This window comes from Terrirubrum flagellatum (assembly GCF_022059845.1).
In the GTDB taxonomy this organism is placed as follows: Bacteria; Pseudomonadota; Alphaproteobacteria; order Rhizobiales; family Beijerinckiaceae; genus Terrirubrum; species Terrirubrum flagellatum.
In genome coordinates this window covers 2,832,884-2,848,678 of record NZ_CP091851.1, presented here as the reverse complement: position 1 = coordinate 2,848,678, position 15,795 = coordinate 2,832,884, and the positions used below count along the sequence as shown (strand labels likewise).

General features: G+C 64.9%; 17 protein-coding genes. 8 read left to right on the top strand and 9 right to left on the bottom strand.

The genetic code is table 11. The features are described from left to right. Positions 1 to 65: 65 nt before the first annotated feature. Genes L8F45_RS13860 through L8F45_RS13845 form a run of 4 tightly spaced genes read right to left on the bottom strand, consistent with a single transcriptional unit; the run spans position 66 to position 3,311 of the window. Positions 66 to 434 carry a hypothetical protein gene (locus L8F45_RS13860; protein WP_342358472.1) on the bottom strand — a complete coding sequence of 123 codons (369 nt, stop codon included), beginning with the start codon at positions 432 to 434 and terminating at the stop codon, positions 66 to 68. After that, the gene (locus L8F45_RS13855) at positions 431 to 1,069 is read right to left on the bottom strand and encodes a hypothetical protein (protein WP_342358471.1); all 639 of its coding nucleotides are present in this window, start codon (positions 1,067 to 1,069) and stop codon (positions 431 to 433) included. The genes L8F45_RS13860 and L8F45_RS13855 overlap by 4 nt, the downstream gene beginning before the upstream one ends. Continuing rightward, positions 1,066 to 2,481: a chromate efflux transporter gene (chrA, locus tag L8F45_RS13850; RefSeq protein ID WP_342358470.1), complete on the bottom strand. Its 1,416-nt coding sequence runs from the start codon at positions 2,479 to 2,481 to the stop codon at positions 1,066 to 1,068. The genes L8F45_RS13855 and chrA overlap by 4 nt, the downstream gene beginning before the upstream one ends. After that, on the bottom strand, positions 2,478 to 3,311 hold the full coding sequence (locus L8F45_RS13845) for a chromate resistance protein ChrB domain-containing protein (RefSeq protein WP_342358469.1): 834 nt from the start codon (positions 3,309 to 3,311) through the stop codon (positions 2,478 to 2,480). The genes chrA and L8F45_RS13845 overlap by 4 nt, the downstream gene beginning before the upstream one ends. A 119-nt stretch (positions 3,312 to 3,430) precedes the next feature. Between L8F45_RS13845 and L8F45_RS13840 the strand changes: the two genes are divergently transcribed. Continuing rightward, complete coding sequence (locus tag L8F45_RS13840; RefSeq protein ID WP_342358468.1) at positions 3,431 to 4,360, top strand: transcriptional regulator GcvA; 930 nt, start codon at positions 3,431 to 3,433, stop codon at positions 4,358 to 4,360. 9 nt (positions 4,361 to 4,369) lie between these two features. On the opposite strand, the gene L8F45_RS13835 is transcribed toward L8F45_RS13840, so the two are convergent. Both L8F45_RS13835 and L8F45_RS13830 read right to left on the bottom strand, forming a co-directional pair. Beyond that, positions 4,370 to 6,586 (bottom strand): xanthine dehydrogenase family protein molybdopterin-binding subunit, encoded by a 2,217-nt coding sequence (locus L8F45_RS13835; RefSeq protein ID WP_342358467.1) that lies wholly within the window; start codon positions 6,584 to 6,586, stop codon positions 4,370 to 4,372. A 2-nt stretch (positions 6,587 to 6,588) separates the two neighbouring features. After that, on the bottom strand, positions 6,589 to 7,053 hold the full coding sequence (locus L8F45_RS13830) for a (2Fe-2S)-binding protein (protein WP_342358466.1): 465 nt from the start codon (positions 7,051 to 7,053) through the stop codon (positions 6,589 to 6,591). 242 nt (positions 7,054 to 7,295) lie between these two features. Between L8F45_RS13830 and dusA the strand changes: the two genes are divergently transcribed. Next, positions 7,296 to 8,309 carry a tRNA dihydrouridine(20/20a) synthase DusA gene (gene dusA / locus L8F45_RS13825; protein ID WP_342358465.1) on the top strand — a complete coding sequence of 338 codons (1,014 nt, stop codon included), beginning with the start codon at positions 7,296 to 7,298 and terminating at the stop codon, positions 8,307 to 8,309. Positions 8,310 to 8,314: 5 nt separating this feature from the next. Here the strand turns inward: dusA and L8F45_RS13820 are convergent, their stop codons facing one another. Beyond that, complete coding sequence (locus L8F45_RS13820; RefSeq protein WP_342358464.1) at positions 8,315 to 8,707, bottom strand: hypothetical protein; 393 nt, start codon at positions 8,705 to 8,707, stop codon at positions 8,315 to 8,317. 13 nt (positions 8,708 to 8,720) lie between these two features. Next, positions 8,721 to 9,578, bottom strand: a complete 858-nt coding sequence (gene cobS, locus L8F45_RS13815; protein WP_342358463.1) for an adenosylcobinamide-GDP ribazoletransferase — start codon at positions 9,576 to 9,578, stop codon at positions 8,721 to 8,723. A 62-nt stretch (positions 9,579 to 9,640) separates the two neighbouring features. On the opposite strand from cobS, the gene cobT reads away from it, so the two are divergent. Together cobT and L8F45_RS13805 are read left to right on the top strand one after the other, a co-directional pair. Continuing rightward, positions 9,641 to 10,672 (top strand): nicotinate-nucleotide--dimethylbenzimidazole phosphoribosyltransferase, encoded by a 1,032-nt coding sequence (cobT, locus tag L8F45_RS13810; protein WP_342358462.1) that lies wholly within the window; start codon positions 9,641 to 9,643, stop codon positions 10,670 to 10,672. A gap of 30 nt (positions 10,673 to 10,702) precedes the next feature. After that, the gene (locus L8F45_RS13805; protein WP_342358461.1) at positions 10,703 to 11,644 is read left to right on the top strand and encodes an NAD(P)-dependent oxidoreductase; all 942 of its coding nucleotides are present in this window, start codon (positions 10,703 to 10,705) and stop codon (positions 11,642 to 11,644) included. A gap of 21 nt (positions 11,645 to 11,665) precedes the next feature. Here L8F45_RS13805 and L8F45_RS13800 read toward each other — a convergent pair whose 3' ends face one another. Then, positions 11,666 to 13,189, bottom strand: coding sequence for a sensor histidine kinase (locus L8F45_RS13800; protein ID WP_342358460.1), 1,524 nt, complete (start codon positions 13,187 to 13,189; stop codon positions 11,666 to 11,668). A 68-nt stretch (positions 13,190 to 13,257) separates the two neighbouring features. Between L8F45_RS13800 and L8F45_RS13795 the strand changes: the two genes are divergently transcribed. The 4 genes from L8F45_RS13795 (at position 13,258) to L8F45_RS13780 (ending at position 15,781) form a co-directional block, all read left to right on the top strand. Then, a complete protein-coding gene (locus L8F45_RS13795) occupies positions 13,258 to 13,797 on the top strand; it encodes a thermonuclease family protein (protein ID WP_342358459.1) in 540 nt (179 codons plus the stop codon). Between the two features lie 169 nt (positions 13,798 to 13,966). Next, positions 13,967 to 14,437 (top strand): hypothetical protein, encoded by a 471-nt coding sequence (locus L8F45_RS13790; protein ID WP_342358458.1) that lies wholly within the window; start codon positions 13,967 to 13,969, stop codon positions 14,435 to 14,437. A 151-nt stretch (positions 14,438 to 14,588) separates the two neighbouring features. Further along, a complete protein-coding gene (locus L8F45_RS13785) occupies positions 14,589 to 15,125 on the top strand; it encodes a hypothetical protein (RefSeq protein ID WP_342358457.1) in 537 nt (178 codons plus the stop codon). Further along, positions 15,053 to 15,781, top strand: a complete 729-nt coding sequence (locus L8F45_RS13780) for a uracil-DNA glycosylase family protein (protein ID WP_342358456.1) — start codon at positions 15,053 to 15,055, stop codon at positions 15,779 to 15,781. Before L8F45_RS13785 ends, L8F45_RS13780 begins: the two co-directional genes overlap by 73 nt. The last annotated feature ends 14 nt before the right edge of the window (positions 15,782 to 15,795 follow it).

Sequence of the window (15,795 nt, the reverse complement as noted above, 5' to 3'; positions counted from 1 at the left end):
CGTAGGGTCTCAATTATCGCGATGAGTGTAAGCTGAGAGGATCAGGAGACTGATGGCGTTCCATCTCAGGACCGTTTCGCCGGCCGTTGCAGAACACCTTCATCGTGAATATCGAGACCCGGCCGCCGAAGCTGGATTTGTTTGCCGGACATCCAGACTTCGTAGCAACGGACGGCGTCGTTCGAGCGTTCGATGCAGAGCTCATTTCTCCGCACGCGCCAGGTTCCGGCTTGCTTCGCTCCCATCGAAAAGGATTGAAACCTGCTCTGTTGCAAGAAAACGAAAGCCCAGTGAACCTCGTCGGTGAGCTCCATCCCGGTCAGATGCGCCGAAATTTCACGTCCGTTGAGTTGACGAAACGCTTCGGCCGCACTGGCGCCGTAGCCATGCAAGATCGCTGCGAGGGCGAAGAGAGCGGCCGCTCTTCCGTTCATGGCAGATCGTCGATAACAAGATCATCGAAATGCGTCACGCTGTCCGCCTTTGTCCAGAGCGCGATACGTCCTGCATTCGCGAATGTTCGATCCGGGATAGCAAACAGCTCGCGATCGTTGAAGAGAATCGTGAAGCGATCATCCGTCGCACGCAGACCAAGGCGATGCCACTCTCCGGCGGTCACTTTGACGTTCGCCCCGGCAAGCTCTTTCCGGCGTCCGCTGACGACTCTGTAGAAGCGCACATTGTCTTCAAGCGCATTGGCTCGCACGACATAGTAGTTATTGGCGTCGACGACACGGACCGCGACGCCGGCGGCGCGATCGACCGCGCCAGCGACGGCCTTGAACCGAACAAGGACGCTGACATTGCGCGCCTCTTTCGACTTGTAGATCGCCAACGGAAATCGATAGTCAGTCTTGTCGGCGCTGAGCTGGGCGAGCGCGTAGCCTGAGCCCGACGTCTTGTCTGCGACAACCTGCCATACAGGAGGCGGTCCGCCGCCAGTGAGCGCGGTCTCAAAGGTCGAAGGGAGGCGGCCGAGGTTGTCGGCGGTGAATGAGATTGGCTCTGAGCGGAGTGGCGTTGGCGTCAACATCGCGAGAAGCCCTATGCAGGCGAGAACGCCTCTCATGCCGCGATCATCCCGGTGAGATAGAGCGCCACGCCCGCCGCGGAGCAGGCGATCAGCGTTGCGATCATGTCGGCTTTGAAGCGGAAGACGGCGACAATGGCGGCGATTGAGAGAATGAGCGCCCAGACGTTCACGCTGGCGAAAACAGGCGCATCGAATGCGAGACCGAATCCGGCGACATGCTGAACCTGATGGAACAGCGTGTGAATGCCGAACCAGATCGCCAGATTGAGGATGACGCCGACGACCGCGGCGGTGATCGCGGAGAGCGCGCCGGCGAGCGCCTTGTCGCCGCGCATCACTTCGATGAAGGGCGCGCCAAGGAAAATCCAGAGGAAGCAGGGCGCAAACGTCACCCAGGTTGCAAGCAATCCGCCGAGCGTGCCGGCGAGCATCGGCGGCAGCGATCCGGGATCGCGATAGGCGGCCATGAAGCCCACGAATTGCAGCACCATGATCAGCGGGCCGGGCGTCGTCTCGGCCATGCCAAGCCCGTCGAGCATCTCGCCAGGCTTCAGCCAGTGATATTGTTCCACAGCCTGCTGCGCGACATAGGCGAGCACGGCGTAGGCGCCGCCGAAGGTCACCATCGCCATCTTCGAGAAATAGAGCGCGATCTGGCTGAACGTGTCCGCCGTTCCGAACATGGCGAGAAGCGCGGCCACGGGAATGAGCCAGAGCGCGAGGCAGATCGCGGCGATCCGCAGCGAGGCGGAGACGGCTGGTTGCGCATGCGCCTCCGCATCGTCGCCGAGCAGAAAGGTCCGGTCGTCGGCTTTCGCGCCGGCCGACCCATGGCCTCCGCCGACCGCGAACTGACGCAAGCCAAAGCGCGCGCCGATATAGCCGATCAGCGCGGCAACGAGGATGATGAGCGGGAAGGGCGCTTCGAGGAAGAAGATCGCAATAAAGGCGGCGGCTGCGAGCGCGATCATGACGCGGTTTTTCAGCGCCCGCGCGCCGACGCGCGCCACCGCTTGCAGCACGATCGCGAGCACGGCCGCCTTCAACCCGAAGAACAGCGCCGAGACGATGCCGACATTGCCATAGGCGGCGTAGATATAGCTCAGCCCCATGATGGCGACGACGCCGGGCAGAATGAACAGGCCGCCGGCGATGACGCCGCCGCGCACGCCATGCATCAGCCAGCCGATATAGGTCGCGAGCTGCTGCGCTTCAGGGCCGGGCAGCAGCATGCAGTAGTTCAGCGCGTGCAGGAAACGGTTCTCCGAGATCCAGCGCTTCTCATCGACGAGAATGCGATGCATCACCGCGATCTGTCCGGCCGGTCCGCCGAACGAGAGGAGCGCGACCCGCAGCCACACGGGAAACGCTTCCGCCAGAGTCGGATGATGCATGGGCGCGCTTGACGCGGCGGGCGGCGCGCCTGCGGTCGCGATCGCGTCGCTCATGCCGGGGCTTTCTCTGTCTGCGGCTTCACGCTCGGCCAATTGTGAGTCTCCCCGGTCGCCTCGCGGCACCAGATATAGAAGGCGTCATAGATCGTCATGCCGGCGTCGAGTTGTTTGAGATCATCGTCGACAAGACGCGACAGGCCAAGCGAGACGGCGAGAAGTCCCGGCGCCTGCGGCGCGAGATCGGGCCGCGCCGTGTCGGCGCCGCGCACGATTGTCGCAAGTCGATCAAGCGCCTCGGACTTGAGCCCAAATTCCTCGATCATCGTGTCGAAGGTGCAACGCTCGCCGCGATGGGTCCAGAACACGCCATCGATATCGAACGGAGTCGCATTGAAGCGATCGGCGACAGGCGCGACCTGCGACGCCTCGACGAACAGGAAGACGGCGTTGGGATCAACGAAGCGGCGGATCAGCCAGGGGCAGGCGATGCGGTCGACCTTGGGCCGTTCGCGCGTCACCCAAACCGTGCGCCCCTTGGCGTCGCGCTGTGGAACGGCCTCCGCGCGCACCAACGGCGCATCGGCGCGCACCCAGGCCTCGAAGCCGCCTTCGAGATTTTTCGCGTCGATCCCTTCATGCCGCAGCCAGGCGGCAACGCCCTGGCTCAGCTTTTCGCCGCGCTGGCAGGAGACGACGACGGAGCGGCCGGCGAATTCGCCAATCCAGTCAGCGACGAGCTTGTGGCTGCGGCGGATCGAGGCCGGCATCAACCGGGGATCGCGCGCGAAATCATCGTCGATCCTGACGTCGATGAGATCAGGCTGGTCCGCGGTGCCGGCGAGCCGGGCGAGGTCCTGAACAGAGATGTTGGTTGAGGCGGTCATGAGGTCCATCCGGGTGCGCGGGCGGCGCCCGGCGATGGCCGCTTGTTAGGGCGCAAGCGGGCTTGTCCGCAAAGCATGCTTTCTCTACCCTTCATTAGTTTTTCTCATGATTCAGGGATATGCGCCGACGACTTCCCAACCTCAATGCGCTGCGGGCGTTTGAAGCCGCCGCGAGGCATGAGAGCTTCACCAAAGCGGCCGCCGAACTCAGCGTCACGCAGGGCGCGGTCAGCCATCAGGTGAAGGCGCTGGAGGTCGAACTCGGGCTTGCGCTGTTTCATCGCGAGCGCCAGCGGCTCGTGCTGACCGAGGCGGGCCGCGATTATCTCGAAGTGGCGCGCGACGTGTTCGATCGCCTTGCGGCCGGGACCGAGCATCTGCTCGATCGGCAGAGCACCGGCGTGCTCACCGTGAGCATGTCGCCGAATTTCGCTGCGAAATGGCTTGTGCCGCGACTGGGACGGTTTGTCGCCGCGCATCCGGAGATTGATCTGCGTGTCGCAGCCTCGATGCATCATGTCGATTTCGCGCGCGAGGATGTCGATCTCGCGATCCGGCATGGCGAAGGCGAATGGCCCGGACTGCATGTCACGCGCCTGTGCTCGGAAGAGTTGTTTCCCGTCTGCAATCCGCGCCTCGTCGAAGGTCGAAATCCGCTTCGCGAACTCTCACATCTCAGGCGCCACACGCTTCTGCACAGCGACGAGCGGCAGAGCTGGCGTCAATGGCTCGAACTCGCCGGCGTCGATGACGTCGATTCCACGCGCGGCGTGATCTTCAATCAGGCGAGCATGGCGATTGATGCGGCGATCGACGGCCAAGGCGTTGCGCTCAGTCGTTCGGCGCTGGTCGCGCTCGATCTGCTGGCCGGGCGGCTGGTGCGTCTCTTCGACGTCAAGTTCGCCGCTCCCTTCGCTTACTACATCGTCTGCCCCAAGGTCGCGGCGAAGAAGCCGAAGATCGCGACCTTCACCAATTGGCTGCTGAACGAGACGCGCGAAGACGCGGCGCGGCTCGCCGCCTTGCTGGCCGAGCCGACGCCCACCTGATCCGCGCCCTCATCCCGCGCGCGGAACGCTATCGAGCGTCTGCTTCACCCGCTCGGGCGTGAAGGGAACATATCGCAGGCGCGCGCCGGTCGCATCGAACACCGCGTTGGCGATGGCCGCCGCTACCGGGCTCGCCGCGGCTTCTCCCGCGCCCATGGGCGGTTCCGTCGACCGATCGATAAGAGCGATGTCGAGCTTCGGCGCGTCGGGCATTGTCAGGATCGGATAGGAGCTCCAATCCGTCGATGTCACGGCTTTGGCGTCGAACTTCACTTCTTCGAAGAGCGCGCGGCTGATCGTCTGGAGGATGCAGCCCTCGACCTGTGCGCGGACATTGTCGGGCGAGATGATCTGGCCGCAATCATGAGCGCAAGCGACGCGCAGCACGCGAATGACGCCGCTCTTCGCATCGACTTCGACATCCATCCCCATGGCGAGAAGCGTCTCGTTGTTCTTGTAGTGGGTGTAGGCGACGCCGCGTCCCTTGCCGTCGCGGCGCGGCGTGGCGCGCGGCTCCCAGCGCATCATCTCTCCGACCTTGCGCAGAACTTCGAGGCCGCGCGGATTTTTGATGGCGGCGATTCTGAATTCGAGCGGATCCTTGCCGGCGGTGAAGGCGAGTTCATCCATGAACGCCTCGACCGCCATGACATTGCCGATCTTCCCCGGCGCCCTCAGATTGGACGTGCGCAACGGCGCGCTCTTCAGCCAGTGAACGCGCAGCTCCATGTTCGGCATGTCGTAGGGCGGGTCGCCATTCCCGGTGACGAGGCCGGTGGAGAATCCCTGCTGCTGCGGTATTCCCGCCGCGTCCGCCCCGAGCAGGGGGATGTGCGGAAGATTGGCCGTCGCCTTCGTGACCCACATCTCCGTGCGCCACGCCTCGATTTTTCCTTCGGGCGACAGCGACGCCTCAAGGCGCAGCAATTGCGGCGGTCCCTTCGGGTCCCAGCCATGCTCGTCTTCGCGCGACCATTGCACGCGCACGGGCCGGCCGACCGCGCGCGACAGCAGCGCCGCGTCCATCGCCGCGTCCTCATGGCCGTTGGTGCCGTAACAACCCGCGCCGTCGAGATAGATCATGCGCACCTTGTCGTCGGGCAGCCCGAGCAGCTTCGCGAAAGCTTGCGCCCATCGATGCGTGCCTTGCGAGCCGCACCAGATCGTTGCGCCATCGTTGCGCATGTCGGCGACGGCGCAGGACGGCCCCATTGAGGCGTGCGATTGCATCGGCCAGTAATAGGCCGCTTCGATCCGCTTCTGATTTCCCGCGAATGCGGTGGCGACGTCGCCGCGCTTGAGAGGCGTTTCATCGCCCGCCGCGGCTTCCGCCGAGCGCATCCACTCAGGCAGGGCCGCATCGCCGATGAGAGCGGGACCATCGTTCCATTTTGCTTTCAGCGCCGCCAGCGCGCGAACCGCATCCCACTCGTCCGCGGCGACGACTCCGAGGAAATCCTTGATGCGGACGATGCGCGCGCGAGGAATCTGCGCGATCGAGGATTCATCAACCGATGCGAGCGAGGCGCCAATGCTTGGCGGGCGCGCCACCCGGCCATGCAGCATCCCTTCGACCGCGAAATCGTGGATATAGACATGCCGTCCCGTGAGTTTTGCGGGAAGGTCCGGCCGCGGAACGGGTTTTCCGACCACGCGATAGGTCGCAGGATTACGCAGCGATGCTTTCGCATCGACTTTGAGCGCGAAGCGGCGATCGCCGATCAGCGCGCCGAAACCAACGCTCGCGCCACCGTTCCGGGCGCGAATCTCGCCATTCTCCGTGTCGAGATCGGCGACGGGAACGCCAAGCCGCTGCGCGGCCATGTCGATCAGCGCGGCGCGCGCGGTCGCGGCGGCGCGACGGATTTGCATGCCGCCTTGCGCGATGCCGGTGCTGCCTGAAGTCGGCCCCTGATTAGGCGTCAGCGCCGTGTCGCCTTCGACCAGATGAATGCGATCGACGCCGACGCCGAGCTCTTCCGCGACGATCTGCCTGTAGGCGATCCGCAATCCGGTTCCGAGATCGACCTTGCCGCTGAACAAGGTCACCGATCCATCGCCATGGATTGCAAAGAAGGCGTCGACTTCGCTGGTCGCGAGTGGCCGGCCGCGCGTCGCCTCATCGATTGCGCGCGCAATCTGGCCGCGCGCCGCCGGCGCGGCGCCGATCATCAGCAGCGCCCCGCTGGCCTTCAGGAATTGCCTGCGCGAAGGAACGATCGTCATGATTACGCCCTCCCTGCCGCGCGCAGCACGGCATGCACGATGCGATCATGCGTCCCGCATCGACAGAGATTGGCGGCCAGCGCTTCTCTGATCTCAGCCTCATCCGGCTTCGCCTTGCGCGCGAGCAATGCCGCGCTCGTCATGATCATGCCGTTGGCGCAATAGCCGCACTGCGCCGCCTGCTCTTCGATGAAGGCGGCCTGCACCCTATGCGGATTTTCAGGTGAGCCAAGCCCTTCGAGCGTGGTCACCGCACGATCGCCCACGCTCGACAGCGGCGTCTGACAGGAGCGCACGGCTTCGCCGTCGATGATCACGGTGCAGGCGCCGCACTGGCCGAGCCCGCATCCGAATTTCGCTCCCTTGAGATTGAGCGCGTTGCGAAGCGCATAGAGCAGCGGTTGGTTGGGATCGCTCGCCTCGACGGTTCGGGCGACGCCATTCACGGTCAGATGAAAAGCAGCCATCGCTGTTCCTTCCTGGCCTGGGGCGGAATCTGGATTGGATGATCAAAGCCGAAATTCGTGCTGCAAGACAGGCGCCGGAGAGCGGGGAAGCGGAGGCGTGGAGCTTCGCGCCGTCACATCTTTGCGAGGCATGGTCTTCGCGCGCGCTATATATGAGACGCCAAGTCTGATAGGACGCCGCGCCTGGCGGTCGCCCGAAATGGTCGCGCGGCTCGTCGGGAGAAGTCAAAAAGAACAAGGAAATGAAGAAGATAGATTACAAATTCTCGGTTGCGCCCATGATGGATTGGACGGATCGGCATTGCCGCTTCTTCCATCGCCTGATGTCGCGCCGGGCGCTGCTCTATACGGAGATGCTGACCACGGGCGCGGTGATCCATGGCGATCGCGAGCGGCTACTGGGCTTCGATCCCGCCGAACATCCTGTCGCGCTCCAGCTTGGCGGTTCGGAGCCTGCGGAACTCGCCGCCAGCGCGCGCATCGGCGAGGATTTCGGTTACGACGAGATCGATCTGAATTGCGGCTGCCCCTCCGATCGCGTGCAGAGCGGTCGCTTCGGCGCCTGCCTGATGCGCGAACCCGCGCTCGTCGGCGACTGCGTCGCGGCGATGAAAGCGGCGGTGAAAATTGCTGTCACGGTGAAGTGCCGCATCGGCGTCGATGAACAGGATCCTGAAGAAGCCTTGTTCGCGATGGCCGAAAGCGTCGCGCGCGCCGGCGCCGACGCGCTGATCGTCCATGCCCGCAAGGCTTGGCTGAAAGGCCTGTCGCCGCGCGAGAACCGCGACGTGCCGCCGCTCGACTACGACATCGTTTTTCGGCTGAAGGATCGCTATCGCGATTGGCCTGTCATCATCAATGGCGGGATCGCCTCGATCGCTCACGCGCGTGAGCTGCTTGCGCCGCGCGGTGGCGTTGCGCTCGATGGCGTGATGCTCGGCCGCGCCGCCTATCAGAATCCGGGGTTGATGCTCGACGTCGATCCCGTCTTCTTCGGCGCCGAAGCGCCGCAAGCCGGCGAGCACGAAACCGTCGAAGCGCTAATGGGTTACATCGCGCGCGAGCTGGCGTGCGGCGAGCGTTTGAGCGCGATCACGCGTCACATTCTTGGTCTCTTTCAGGGCCGTCCCGGCGCGCGCGCTTTTCGCCGCACGCTGGCGACGGAGGCCGTGAAACCCGGCGCGGGTCTCGATGTCGTGCGCGCCGCGCTCGCTTGCGTCGGGCGTAGCGAGTCGCTCGCCCGCGCCGCGGAGTAAGCATCTCAGCGGCTTCGCAGGATCAGCCGATCGCCTTCGACGCGATAGCTCGCGAGGCGCGTGATGGTCACTTCTCCATCCCGCGTCGCGACGGCCATGCCCGGCATGAGAGCGCCAAGGACGCGATTGGCGATGGCCGAAAGCTCAAACCGATAACTGTGCAATCCGACGATGAGCAGGATCGCGCCGAGCCAGAAGGCCAGCGCCTGCATGCCTTTGCCCCAGCGCCCGCCATATTCGGCCTTGATGCGCTGAAGAAAGGGAATGCTCAGCGCCAGCACTGCGGAGGCGGCGGCGAGTTCGGGCGGCGTCAACCCCGCGATGCGCTCGCGGTCGCCGAAGAACACGAGCACGATCATCGCCGCGACGAGAAAGAGAAAGGGAGCGCCGGCTGGCATAGTCAGTGAGCTGTCATCGCGCGAAGCCGGTCGCGAGGAGAGCAAGCAAGCAGGCGATCTCGGCGATCTGCTGCGCGGCGCCGGCGACGTCTCCGGTCTGTCCGCCGATCTGGCGGCGCGCGATAAACGTCATTGCGAGGCCAGATGCGATCGCGACAAGGATCAGCGCGACGCCGAGAAAATCCGGCCAGTCCACGAGCGCGGAGGCGACGCCCGTCAGCGCTGACGCCAGCGCGAAACCGATTGCGAGCGGGAAGAAGTCTGGCCGGCCCACATCTCTGGAGGCGCCGTCGGCGCGCGCGGCGGGAAGGATCGCAAGCGGCAGGAGGCCGGCGACGCGCGACAGCGCCGCAATCGCCAGCACGAGCGCGATGACGGAAAGCGTGGGCCGCGTCTCGATCAACGAGGCCAGAGCCGCCGTGCGCAGCAGAATAGAAAGACAGATGGCGCTCGCGCCGTAGGTTCCGACGCGGCTGTCCTTCATGATCTCGAGCTTGCGCGGGACGGTCGCGCCGCCGCCGAACCCGTCGCACACGTCGGCGAGCCCGTCCTCGTGGAACGCTCCCGTGGTCAGCATGGCGACGGCGATCGTCAGAGCGGCGCTGATGAAGGCGGGAAATCCGAGCCAGTCGGAGATGAAGATCGCCGCGCAAGCCGGCGCCGCAATGATCAGCGCGGCGAAGGGCAGGGCGCGCGGCAACAGGGCGATGTCGGGCGGCGCGTGAGGAGCGCCTTCGCCGGGCAGGGGCGGGACGGGCAGCCGCGAATAGAACCGGATCGTCTGCGCAATCGATACGACGAAGCCTGGGCGCCGCTCCGTCGGCGTGGCGCTATTCGCCGCAGGCGGCGGTCGATCTGTCGGTTGATCCATGGTCGGCCGCGTTCTACGTCGCGGGTCCGACACGCGCCAGTCCGGCCCGCCAGGAACGCTCCATGACCACCCAGCCCAGCGGCCTGCCCTTCGACGACATTCGCCGGCTGTTCACCCTGATGCCCGGCCCCGATGAGCAGGCCGTGGCGCAGGTCAGGGCGCGCGACGCCGATCTGACCAAGCCGCGCGGCAGCCTGGGCCGGCTGGAAGAGATCGTGGAATGGCTCGCCGCCTGGCAGTCGCAAGGCCAGCCGACGCTCAACCGGCCGCTCGTCTGCATCTTCGCCGCCAACCATGGCGTGGTCGAGCGCGGCGTCTCCGCCTATCCCTCAAGCGTCACGCGCGCGATGATGGAGAACTTCTCCGCCGGCGGTGCAGCCATCAACCAGATCTGCGCCACATTCAATCTCGGGCTGAAGGTCTTCGACCTCGCGCTCGACATGCCGACGCCCGACATCACGCAGGCGGCGGCGCTCGACGAGGCGGGCTGCGCCGCGACCATGGCGTTCGGCATGGAGGCGATCGCCGGCGGCGCTGATCTTCTTTGCGTTGGCGAGATGGGCATCGGCAATACGACGATCGCCGCCGCGATCTACGCCGCGCTCTATGGCGGGCCGCCGGAGAAATGGATCGGTCGCGGCGCCGGCGTCGACGACGCCGGGCTCGCGCGCAAGCGCGACGCCGTCGCCGCCGCGCTCGCATTTCACGCGGACCATCTTGGCGATCCGCTGGAAGTGCTGCGCCGCGTCGGCGGGCGCGAGATCGCCGCCATGGCGGGCGCGATCCTTGCTTCTCGCATGCAGCGCATTCCCGTTATCATCGACGGCTATGTCGCGACGGCCGCCGCGGCGGTGCTGCACGCGCAGAATCCGCGCGCGCTCGATCATTGTCTGGCCGGCCATCAATCGGCGGAAGGAGCGCATGGCGAAGTTCTCGAGCGGCTCGGGCTCAAGCCGGTGCTCGATCTCGGCATGCGTCTTGGCGAAGGGTCAGGCGCCGCGCTTGCCGCTGGCGTGGTGCGCGCCGCGCTCGCCTGTCATCGCGACATGGCGACCTTCGAGCAGGCGCAGGTGTCGCGCGAAATCAAACATTAGAGACGCGAATATTCGCGGCGCGAGGACGAGATGAAGCCTGACATCCTCATCAAGGTCGACGCGCCTGTCTTTCGCGCCGATCTCGGTCGCGATTTCGCGATTCATGATTTCGATCTGAAGAGAGAGATTCCGGGCGCCGACATTCTGAAACGCGCGCGTATTCTCATCACCTCTGGCTCTGCGGGCTGCACGCGCGAGGAGATGGATGCTCTGCCTTCTCTCGGGCTGATCTGCTGCGTCGGCACGGGCTTCGAGAAGGTCGATCTCGATGCGGCGCGGGGGCGCGGTGTCGTCGTCACTCATGGCGCCGGCGTCAACGCCGCTGCGGTCGCGGACCATGCTTTTGCGCTGTTGCTGTCGATCGTGCGCAACATTCCCGCCTATCACGCCTCCGCCGTCGCGGGCGAATGGCGGGGCGCCATGAAGACGAGGCCGATGCTGGGCGGCAAGAAGATCGGCATCGTCGGCATGGGCGGCATCGGAACGCGCGTCGCGCGCCGCGCCGAAGGTTTCGAGATGGAGGTCAGCTATCTCGCGACGAAGCCGAAACCGGAGCTTCCCTGGACATTCAAATCGACGGCGGTGGAGTTAGCGTCAGGCGCGGATTTTCTGGTCGTGGCCGCGCCCGGCGGCGCGGGCACTTTTCATATGATCGATGCGGCGGCGCTGAAAGCGCTTGGGCCGCAGGGGTTTCTCGTCAATGTCGGGCGCGGCAGCGTCGTCGATACGAAAGCGCTGATCGAGGCGCTCGCCTCGGGCGGGATCGCCGGCGCCGCGCTCGACGTGTTCGAGGGCGAGCCCGATATTCCCGCGGAGTTGCGCAGCCTGCCGAATGTGGTGCTGACGCCGCATGTCGGCGGCGCAGCGCCCGAAGTGCAGTCGCTCGGCGCGCAGCTCATGAGAAAGAATATCGAGCTGTTTCTTGGCGGAAAGCCTGTCGCCACGCCCGTTCCGCAGCCGCCCGCGAACTGACTCTTTCTTTGTGAAGCCGCGCTACGCCGCCCGCCGGCTCGCACGGTTTTCGGTGACGGGCGCGAGCGCATCCATCACGCGCTGCGGCGGCAGCGTGATCAGCACTTCGGTTCCTTCGCGCAGTTTCGAGCGCAGCGTGAAGGTGCCGCCGTGTAGATCGACGAGCCCTTTCACGATCGGCAGACCGAGGCCCGAGCCCTGCTCGGCGCTCTTCAACGCCGATGATCCACGCCCGAACGAACTCATGACAATCGGGATTTCATCGGTGGGAATGCCGGGGCCATTGTCCCTGACGGACAGATACTGCCCGCCGCTCGCGGTCCAGCCGACCTTGAGTTCGACGTCGCCGCCCTGCGGTGTGAACTTGATGGCGTTCGAGAGCAGATTGAGCGTGGCCTGACGCATCGCGCGCTCGTCCGCCCAGACTTTCGGCAGATTGGGCTCCGCCGACACGCGCACATTGATCGAGCGCGCCCTGGCGCGCAGATTGAGCATATGCTGGCAATCCTCGACCAGCGAGGCGAGATCGACCGGCTCTTCCTTCAGCTCGTAACGTCCGGCCTCGACGCGCGACAGATCAAGAATCTCGTTGATGAGATTGAGCAGATGCTGCCCGCTCGCATGGATGTCCTGGATGTATTCCTTGTAGGCGGGCACCTGCATCGGCCCGAACAGCTCGTTCTTGATGACCTCGGAGAATCCGAGAATGGCGTTGAGCGGCGTGCGCAGCTCGTGACTCATCGTGGCGAGGAACTGGGACTTCGCGATATTCGATTCCTCGGCGCGCCGCCTCGCCTCATCGGAATTCGCCTTGGCCTGTTCGAGCTCGGCGATCAGCGCGTCCTTTTCCGACTGATATTCAAGGCCGAGCACCGTGCTGGCGTATTGCCGATGCGCGAGCAGGACGAAATAGCCCTGGCCGGCGAGGCAGGCGACCGCAAGGCCAAGGTCGCTCACGGCGGTGAAAGGGTAGCATCGTGCGATCGTAATCAGCGCCATTGGCCCGATGCCAGCGAGAATCACATTGGCGATGCTGGTCGACACCATCGCCGTCGCGGCCGAGACCACCAGCACGACGAAGAAGACGAAGATCCGGGCGGCAGGGTCCGGCGCGCCGTAGAGAAGGCCGATGAAGATCGCCCAGCTCACGCCCTGCAACAATTCGGCAAGGACGAAACGCCTTCGCCAGACGCGGATGTCGACGTCCTGCTCGTCCGTCTCGAGGAAGCGTCGGCCGAGCATCAGCGACACCGTCATGGTGGCGCACATGATGGAGAGCCAGATAAAGGCAGGCGCTGGCGCGATCCAGTTGCCGCCGAGCACGGCAAGCACGCCCGCCAGCAGAAGCATGGTCAGCGCCGCGCTCGAACGCTGGCGCGCGAACATGCGCAAGAGTTCGCGATCGAAGGCGCGTTGCAGCCCGCTCGACGAGGTCAGCCTTTCGCGGACTGACCTGAGCTGCTGCACATTGGCCCGCTTACGCCTCGCCAGCTCCGGGTCGGCTCCCGGCCCACGCTGGATCATTTCAGCGGTAAGTTCGGCCATAGACGCAGAAAATCGATCCTCGGCTGACCCCTCAGCCCAGGCGCCCAAACTGTCAGATAATCGTTAACGTGATTTTGACCCTGAGCTTCGAAAGCAATGCTTTCAGCGTCGCCGCCATGCCCCTGTCACGTCTTGTGCTGCTTGCCTTTATCGCCGCGATCGCCGCGGCGATCATCCGCTTTGTCGGATACGAGGTGGTTAACGGAGCGGCGGAAGCGATCGACGGCGATTCGATCCGGATCGGACAGCGTGAGATCAGGCTGAAGGGCATCGACGCGCCCGAATATCGCCAGACCTGTCAGGGAGAGCGGGGCGAGGTCGCCTGCGGCCGCGACGCGCGGGCGGCCCTGGTCGCGCTGCTGGCTCGCGGCTCCCTTCGTTGCGACATTTCGGGCCGGGACCGCTATGGGCGCGACCTCGGCCATTGCTTCGCCGGCGAGGTCGATGTGAACGCCGCCATGGTGAAAGACGGTCACGCGGTGGCATTCGGTGATTTCGTCTTTGAGGAAGCGGCGGCGCGATCGGCGCGCCGGGGCCTCTGGGCCACGCGTTTCGATCCGCCGTCCGAATGGCGCAGGCTCCATCCGCGCAATGGCGCCGGCTCGTAACCTCCGGTTAAGCTTGTGCGCCGCCGCACATCAGCGCCGCGTGGGCGGGGTAGAAAGGATCATTCCTCCTGAGATCTTGTTCGACCCGGCCCGGCCGGGTCTTTTTTTGCAGAACCTTCGCGCCGGCGCGCTATGGCGCGCCATGGCATGGGACCGCTGGAGAGGATCGATGACGGGACGGCTGATCGCGATCATCCTGTGGCTCGCCGCCGGTCAGGCGATGGCGCAGGATTCAACTGTGCGGCCGCTTTCGGACGATGAGCTCCGCGAACTCTTCATCGACGCCACCGCCAGCGGCAGAAACATTCGCACCGGCGTCAATTTCTCCGAATATTACGCGCCCGACGGGCAGATATTAGGTGACAGCGGCGGATCGAATCCTGTCACCGACGGATGCTGGACAATCCGCCGGGCGCAGATGTGCTTCAGCTATGGGCCGACGTCGCAGCGGCGCACGCTCTGCTGGAATGTGATCCGCAACGACAAGACGGTCATTTTCAGCCGCGATGACGCGCCGATCAGTTGGGTCGCGACGGTTGAACGCGGCAATCCGCGCGGCTATTCCGCGCCGAAACCGTGGATTTGTGAACTCGCGACGGTGCAGGCCGACATGATATCGCCGCGAAAGATCGCTGAATGAACCCCAGAGCATGGCGCGAAAAAGTGGGAACCGGTTTTTCGCGATAGCCATGCTCTGAATTTCTGGAATCGATCACGTTTCCGCATTTTGATTGATTCAATCAAAATGCGGCGTGATCTAGCGAGCGGCTCGCTCGGGATACAGGTGGACGATGATTTCCAGCCGTTCAGGCCTTGCGCTCTGCGCTTTGCTTTCGCTGCTCTCTTTGACGACGCCAGCGCGTGCGGAAGAGAAGCCGCAGACAAACCCCGCGGCGAGCCAGGGCGCGGGCGAGGAGTTGCGCGGCGAGGATTTGCGCAAGGAAGTGTCGGGCTCGACGATCGGCGGCTTTCACCTGCGCACGCTGATGCGCTTCAGCGAATATCACTCTCCCGACGGCCGCATCCTCGGCCACAACGGCGGCGTGCCCGTCGATAAGGGCTGTTGGGAGGTGAAGGACGATCAGGTCTGCTACTACTACGAGGGCGACACGCTGCCGCAGGGGACCTGGTGCTGGAACTTCCGCAGGCTCGCCAACGCGAACCAGTATCGTCTCGAACATGATATGAGCGGCGCCGTTGCGCTCGCCTATCGCGAAGCGGGCAATCCGCACGACTGGTCCGACAACGGCAAGCCATGGCAGTGCAGCGGCCTGATCTCGCAGCGGCGCGGCCCGATGCAGTCGAAGATGGCGCAATTCCGCCGGTGAAGCCGGAGCCGCTTGACGCGCTCGTCGCGTCGATCCGCGCCTGCCGCATTTGTCGCGATGAGCCGCGCTTTGGCGCACGGCTTCCGCATGAGCCCAATCCGGTGCTGCGCGTCTCCACGACGGCGCGCATCCTCGTCGCGAGTCAGGCGCCGGGAACGCGCGTGCACGCGTCGGGCAAGCCGTTCACTGACGCGTCGGGCGTGCGTTTGCGAAGCTGGATGGGCGTTGACGAGGACACGTTCTATGACGTCTCGCGCATCGCGATTGCGCCGATGGGATTCTGTTTTCCCGGCCATGACGCCAATGGCGGAGATCTGCCGCCGCGGCGCGAATGCGGACAGGCGTGGCATGACGCGCTGTTCGCCGCATTGCCGCAGATCGAATTCATTCTTGCGGTTGGCGCGCCGGCGCAGCGCTATCATCTCGCGCGGCTTGGCCGCGGCGATCTCATGGGCGCGACGCTGACCGACACCGTGGCGCGTTGGCGCATCCTGCGCGACGCCGTGCGTCCGCGCCTCTATCCCTTGCCGCATCCCTCCTGGCGCAACAATGGATGGATCAAGGCCAATCCATGGTTCGAGGCCGAACTGCTGCCGGCGATGCGCGCCGATCTCTCCGCCATGCTGCGGCTGTCCGCTCTGACGCCAGCGAGCTGACGCGATCGTTCAGC